The following is a 7,472-nucleotide window of genomic DNA, read 5'->3' as shown; positions in this document are numbered from 1 at the left end:
TGTCCCACGTACGGAGTACATGATGTCCACGTCTGCAGATAAGGTCGTCGAGGCGCTTCGGGCTTCGCTCAAGGAGACCAGCCGGCTCAAGCAGCTCAACCAGCAGCTCAGCGCGGCGGCCCGGGAACCGGTCGCCATCGTGGCGATGTCCTGCCGCTACCCGGGCGGGGTGTCCAGCCCCGACCAGCTGTGGGACCTGGTCGCCTCCGGCGGCGACGCCATCGGCGGCTTCCCGACAGACCGTGGCTGGGACCTGGACAACCTCTACGACCCGTCCGCCGACCGGGTCGGCCGGTCCACCACCCGACAGGGCGGCTTCCTGTACGACGCGGCCGAGTTCGACGCCGAGTTCTTCGGCGTCAGCCCCCGCGAGGCCCTCGCGATGGACCCGCAGCAGCGGCTGTTGCTGGAGACCTCGTGGGAGGCGTTCGAGAGCGCTGGCATCGCCCCGTCCGAGATGCGCGGGCAGAAGGTGGGCGTGTTCGTCGGCACCGCCGCCAACGGCTACGGCGTCGGGCAGGACGGCGGCGCGGACGGCGCCGACGAGGGCTACCTGCTCACCGGCACCGCCACCAGCGTCGTCTCCGGCCGCATCGCGTACGCCCTCGGCCTGGAGGGGCCGGCGGTCACCGTGGACACCGCCTGCTCGTCGTCGCTGGTCGCGCTGCACCTGGCCTGCCAGGCGCTGCGCTCCGGCGAGTTCGACCTGGCCCTGGCCGGCGGCGTGACCGTGATGGCCACCCCCAGCGCGTTCGTCGGCTTCTCCCGGCAGCGCGGGCTCGCCTCCGACGGCCGGTGCAAGTCGTTCGCCGCGTCCGCCGACGGCACCGGCTGGGCCGAGGGTGTCGGCCTGCTCCTCGTCGAGCGGCTCTCCGACGCCCAGCGCAACGGCCACCGGATCCTCGCCGTCGTGCGCGGCAGCGCCGTCAACCAGGACGGCGCGTCCAACGGCCTCACCGCCCCCAACGGGCCCGCCCAGCAGCGGGTCATCCGGCAGGCCCTCGCCACCGCCCGGCTCACCGCCGCCGACGTGGACGCCGTCGAGGCGCACGGCACCGGCACCACCCTCGGCGACCCGATCGAGGCGCAGGCCCTGCTCGCCACGTACGGGCAGGAACGCGACGCAGACCCGCTCTGGCTCGGCTCGGTCAAGTCGAACCTCGGCCACAGCCAGTCCGCCGCCGGCATCGCCGGCATCATCAAGATGGTCATGGCGATGCGGCACGGCGTGCTGCCGGCCACCCTGCACGTCGACGCCCCGTCGCCGCACATCGACTGGTCCACCGGAGCGGTCGAACTGCTCACCGAGGCCCGCACCTGGCCGCAGGTGCAGCGGCCCCGCCGGGCCGCCGTGTCGTCGTTCGGCATCTCCGGCACCAACGCCCACGTCATCCTCGAACAGGCCGACCCGGCACCCGCCCCGGCCCCCGTACCGGCGGATCAGTCCGCCCTGCTCAGCACGCCCGCCACCGTCTGGGCGCTGTCAGCCCGGTCCACCCCGGCGCTGCGCGCGCAGGCCGCCCGGCTCGCCCGCTACGTCCGCGACCGCGACGACCTCGACCCGGCCCGGTTGGCCTGGTCGCTGGCCGCCACCCGGTCGGTGTTCGAGCACCGCGCGGCGGTCGTCGCCGCCGACCCGGCGCACCTGCTCGCCGGCCTCGACGCCCTCGCCGCCGGCACGCCGGCCGGCGCCGTGGTCACCGGGGTCGCCGGCGAGCCCGGTGAGGGCCCGGTCTGGGTCTTCCCCGGCCAGGGCGCCCAGTACGGGTCGATGGCCGCCGGGCTGATCGGCGTCTGCCCCGTCTTCGACGAGGCCCTGGCCGAGTGCCAGGCCGAGTTCGACCGCTGGCTCGACGTCGACCTCGTCGCCGTGCTCACCGGCGACGACGACACCTGGCTGACCCGCTCCGAGATCGTCCAGCCGGCGCTGTTCGCCGTCGCCGTGGGCCTGGCCCGGGTGTGGCGGCACGCCGGCCTGACCCCCCGCGCGGTCATCGGCCACTCCCAGGGCGAGATCGTCGCCGCCCACGTCGCCGGAGTGCTGACCCTGGCCGACGCGGTGAAGATCCTCGCCCTGCGGGCCCGCGCCCTCACCGGGATCGCCGGCACCGGGGCGATGGCCGCCATCGACCTGCCCGTCGACGCGGTCGCCGGCCGGCTCCCCGACGGGATCACCGTCTCAGTCGTCAACGGCCCCGGCACCACGGTGGTCTCCGGCCCGCCGCAGGCCGTCGCCGACCTGGCCGCGGCGTACACCGCCGACGGCGTCCGGGTGCGGACCATCGACATCGACTACGCCTCGCACTCGCCCGCCGTCCAGCCGGTCGCCGACCGGATGCGCGCCGACCTGGCCGACGTCACGCCCCGCGACGGCGACGTGCGGATCATCTCCACCGTCACCGGCGGCTGGATCGACGGCGCCGACCTGGACGCCGACTACTGGGCCGACAACCTGCGCCGGCCGGTGCTGTTCGACACCGCCGTGCGGACCGCGCTCGACGCCGGGCACACCGACTTCGTTGAGGTCTCCCCGCACCCGGTGCTGAGCATGTCGCTGACCGCCATCCTCGACGACACCGGCGTCACCGGCCGCGCCCTGGCCACGCTGCGCCGCGGCGAGGACCCCACGGTACGGCTGCTGACCAGCCTCGCCGCCGCCCACGCGCACGGCCTGCCGGTGGACCACCGGCGGATCCTCGCCCCCGCCCCGGTCCTCACCGACCTGCCCACCTACGCCTTCCAGCGGCAGCGCTACTGGCCGCAGCGGATGGCCGCGGCCACCGCCGCCGGGCCGGTCAGCCCGGACGTGGTCGACGTCGAGTTCTGGTCGGCGGTGGAACGCTCCGACGTGGCCGCGCTCGCCGCCCAGCTCGACGCACCGGCCGACCTGGAGGTGCTCGCCCCGGCGCTGCCCGTGCTGTCGTCCTGGCGCCGGGCCCGGTTGCAACGGGCCGTGCTGGACGGCTGGTCGTACCGGGTGGTGTGGAAGCCGGCCGGGTCGACCGGCGGCCCGCCCGTCGACGGCGACCTGCTGGTGGTGCTGCCCGACGGCGACGCCACCGTGCACGGCTGGGTGGACCGGCTCGCCGCCGCCGGTGGCCGACCGGTCCGGCGGATCGCCGTCGACCCGGCCGCGACCGGCCGCGAGGAGCTGGCCGAGGCGCTGGCCGGGCACCGTGACGCCGACCTGGCCGGCGTGGTCTCCCTGCTCGGCCTCGCCGACGCGCAGTACCCGGGACACCCCGGCATCCCCACCGGGCTGGTCGCCACCACCCGCCTCGTGCAGGCGCTCCAGGACACCGACCTCCCCGCCCCGCTGTGGTGCCTCACCGTCGGCGGTGTCGGCACCGACCCGGCCGAGCCGGTGGCCAGCGCCGCCCAGCACGCCCTCTGGGGCCTGGCCCGGGTGGTCGGCCTGGAACACCCGCGCCGCTGGGGCGGCCTGGTCGACCTGCCCGCCGAGCCCGACGACGCGACCTGGGCCGAGGTCACCCGGCTGCTCACCACCGGCGGCGACGAGGACCAGTTCGCCGTGCGCCCGTACGGCACCTTCGTGCGCCGGCTCGCCCGCACCACCGCCCGCACCGCCCGGCAGGTCACCGCGTGGCAGCCGCGCGGCACCGTCCTGGTCACCGGTGGCACCGGCGCGATCGGCGCGCAGGCCGCCCGCTGGCTCGCCGCCAACGGCGCCGCGCACCTGGTCCTCACCAGCCGCCGCGGCCTCGACGCCGACGGCGCCCGCGAGCTGGCCGACGAGCTGACCGCCACCGGGGTACGGGTCAGCGTCGTCGCCTGCGACATGGCCGACCGCGACCAGGTCGCCGCGCTGGTCGCCGGCCTGGACGAGGTCGCCCCGCTGACCGCCGTGCTGCACGCCGCCGGCGTCACCCGGCTCACCGCGCTGGTCGACACGGACCTGGACGTGCTCGACCACGTCATGGCCGGCAAGGTCGCCGGTGCGGCGTACCTCGACGAACTGCTCGGTGACCGGCCGCTCGACGCGTTCGTCACCTTCGCCTCCATCTCCGGCGTCTGGGGCAGCGGCGGACAGGGCGCGTACGCGGCCGCGAACGCGTACCTCGACGCGCTCGCCGAGCAGCGCCGCGCCCGGGGGCTCACCGCCACCTCCATCTCCTGGGGAGCCTGGGCCGAGGGTGGCATGGCCACCACCGAGGAGGCGCAGCGGCTGCTCAGCCGCCGTGGCCTCAACCCGATGCAGCCGGCCGCCGCGCTGCTCGCCCTGCGCCGCGCCGTCGAACACGGCGAGACCTGCCTGACCGTCGCCGACATCGACTGGGAACAGTTCGCCCCCGCGTACGCGTCGGCCCGGCCGCGCCCGCTGCTCGACGACATCGCCGAGGCCCGCGACGCCCTCGCCGCGCGTCCCGCCGACGCCGGCACCGACCACGCCACCGCGCTGCGCGCCCAGCTGACCGCCCTGACCCGCGCCGAGCGGGACCGGCACCTGACCGACCTGGTCCGCGACCACGCCGCCGCCGTGCTCGGTCACGCCGGCACCGACGCGGTCAAGCCGAAGCGGGCGTTCAAGGACCTGGGCTTCGACTCGCTGACCGCCGTGGAGCTGCGCAACCAGCTCACCGCCGCGACCGGGCTGACCCTGCCCACCACGCTGATCTTCGACTACCCCAACCCGGCCACCCTCGCCGGACACCTGGCGGCCCTGCTGCGCCTCGACGACGCCGCCGGAGCCGGCACGCCGGCCGGCGCGGGCGGCCCGGTGGCCGCCGACGAGCCGATCGCCATCGTCGGGATGAGCTGCCGCTACCCGGGCGGGGTCAGCGACCCCGACGGGCTGTGGGACCTCGTCGCCTCCGGACGCGACGGCATCACCGAGTTCCGCACCGACCGGCACTGGGACCTGGACCGGCTGCTCGCCGCCGACCCCGACGCGCCCGGCCGCTCGTACACCCGCCACGGCGGGTTCATCGACACCGCCACCGACTTCGACCCGGTCTTCTTCGGCATCAGCCCGCGCGAGGCGCTGGCGATGGACCCGCAGCAGCGGCTGCTGCTGGAGGCCACCTGGGAGGCGTTCGAGCAGGCCGGCGTCACCCCGGACGCGCTGCACGGCACCCCGACCGGGGTGTTCGTCGGGGCGTCCCCGTCCGGCTACGGCACCGGCGACGAGACCCCCGACCTGGACGGCTACCGGCTCACCGGCGGCGCGCACAGCGTCATCTCCGGTCGGGTCGCCTACACGTTCGGCCTGGAGGGGCCGGCGGTCACCGTGGACACCGCCTGCTCGTCGTCGCTGGTGGCGCTGCACCTGGCCGTGCAGTCGCTGCGGCAGGGCGAGTGCGACCTCGCCGTCGCGGGCGGCGTGACGGTGATGGTCACCCCCGGCGCGTTCGTCGAGTTCACCCGGCAGGGCGGGCTCGCCGCCGACGGCCGGTGCCGCTCCTTCGCCGCCGCCGCCGACGGCACCGGCTGGGGTGAGGGCGTCGGCGTGCTGCTCGTCGAGCGGCTCTCCGACGCCCGCCGCAACGGCCACCGGATCCTCGCCGTGGTACGCGGCAGCGCGGTCAACTCCGACGGCGCGTCCAACGGGCTGACCGCGCCGAACGGGCCGTCGCAGCAGCGGGTGATCCGGCAGGCGCTGACCAACGCCGGGCTCACCACCGTCGACGTCGACGTGGTCGAGGCGCACGGCACCGCCACCACGCTCGGCGACCCGATCGAGGCGCAGGCCCTGCTGGCGACGTACGGGCAGGACCGGCCCGCCGACCGGCCGCTGTGGCTCGGCTCGGTCAAGTCGAACATCGGGCACACCCAGGCCGCCGCCGGTGTCGCCGGGGTGATCAAGATGGTGCAGGCGCTGCGGCACGGCGTCCTGCCCCGCACCCTGCACGTCGACGAGCCCACCCCGCACGTCGACTGGTCGGCCGGCGCGGTGGAACTGCTCACCGAGGCGCGGCCGTGGCCGGAGACGGACCGGCCCCGCCGGGCCGCCGTGTCGTCGTTCGGCGTCAGCGGCACCAACGCCCACGTCGTCATCGAGCAGCCGCCCGCCGACATCGTCCCCGGCGAGGTGGTCGAGTCCGCCGCGCCGCCGCTGGCGCCGGTGCTGCTCTCCGCGCGGGGCGAGGGCGGGCTGGCCCGGCAGGCCCGGCACTGGTCCGACCGGTTCGGCGCGGACGGGCTGCCCCGCCTGGTCGACGTCGCCTGGACCTCGCTGACCGCCCGTACCGCCCTCGAGCACCGCGCGGTGCTGCTCGCCGCCGACCACGCCGAGCTGACCGCCGCGCTGGCCGCCCTCGCCGCCGACGAGCCCAGCGACGCCGTGCTCACCGGCCGCGCCACCGACCGGGGTCCGGTCGCCCTGCTCTTCTCCGGGCAGGGTGCGCAGCGCGCCGGCATGGGTCGGGAGTTGTCCGCGACGTTCCCGGTGTTCGCCGCCGCGCTGGACGAGGTCTGCGCCCACCTGGACCCGATGCTGCCGCAGCCGATGAAGTCGGTGCTCTTCGCGGACCAGTCCGGGCTGCTGGACCAGACCGTGTTCACCCAGGCCGGCCTGTTCGCCGTGGAGGTGGCGCTGTTCCGGCTCGTCGAGTCGTTCGGCGTGGTGCCCGACTTCGTCGGTGGGCACTCGGTCGGGGAGATCACCGCCGCGCACGTGGCCGGGGTGCTGTCCCTGGCCGACGCGTGCGCCCTCGTCGCCGCCCGGGGTCGGCTGATGCAGGCCCTGCCGGCCGGTGGTGGGATGGTGGCGGTCAACGCGTCCGAGGCGGAGGTGGCCGAGTCGATCGACGGGCTCACCGATCGCGTGGCGATCGCGGCCGTCAACGGGCCGACCTCCGTCGTCGTCTCCGGTGCGCTCGACACCTTGGACGAGGTGGAGCGGACCTGGCAGGACCGGGGGGTGCGCACCCGCCGGCTGACCGTCAGCCACGCGTTCCACAGCCCGCTGATGGCGCCGATGCTCGACGAGTTCCGCACCGTCCTCGACGGGCTGAGCTTCGCCGCGCCGCTGGTCCCGGTGGTGTCCAACCTGACCGGGGCCCTCGCGGACCCGCAGGAGCTGACCCGCCCCGACTACTGGGTGCGGCACGTCCGCGAAGCGGTCCGCTTCGCCGACGGTGTCAGCGCCCTGCGCGCCGCCGGCGTCGACACGTTCGTCGAGATCGGACCCGGCGCGGTGCTCACCGCCCTGGTCCGCGAGACCCTGACCGGGGACGCCGTCCTCGCCGTGCCCACCCAGCGCCGCGACCGCGCCGAGCCGCGCGCCCTGCTCACCGGCCTGGCCGAGCTGTACGCCGCCGGTGGGGCCGTCGACTGGGCCCCGCTGTTCGCCGACGCCGCCCCGACCCGGGTCGACCTGCCCACGTACGCCTTCGCGCAGGAGCGGTTCTGGCTGCGCCCCGCCGGTCGCGCCTCCGACGTCTCCGGCGCCGGCCTCGGCGCGGCCGGGCACCCGCTGCTCGCCGCCGCCGTCCGGCTGGCCGGCGAGGACG

Annotated in this window: 1 protein-coding gene (running past one end of the window); it reads left to right on the top strand. The window is 76.1% G+C overall.

Annotation, left to right across the window (positions count from 1 at the left end; all coding sequences use genetic code 11):
- The first annotated feature begins 22 nt into the window (after nt 1-22).
- A protein-coding gene (locus ACPFP2_RS09860; protein ID WP_424088226.1) for a type I polyketide synthase crosses the window boundary here: on the top strand, nt 23-7,472 show its start. It continues 22,223 nt past the right edge of the window; 7,450 of the gene's 29,673 nt are visible here — the first part of the coding sequence; its start codon is at nt 23-25; the stop codon falls past the right edge of the window.

The sequence above is a fragment of the Micromonospora citrea genome (assembly GCF_049629545.1).
In the GTDB taxonomy this organism is placed as follows: domain Bacteria; phylum Actinomycetota; class Actinomycetes; order Mycobacteriales; family Micromonosporaceae; genus Micromonospora; species Micromonospora citrea_A.
This window is presented reverse-complemented; position numbering and strand designations above follow the sequence as displayed.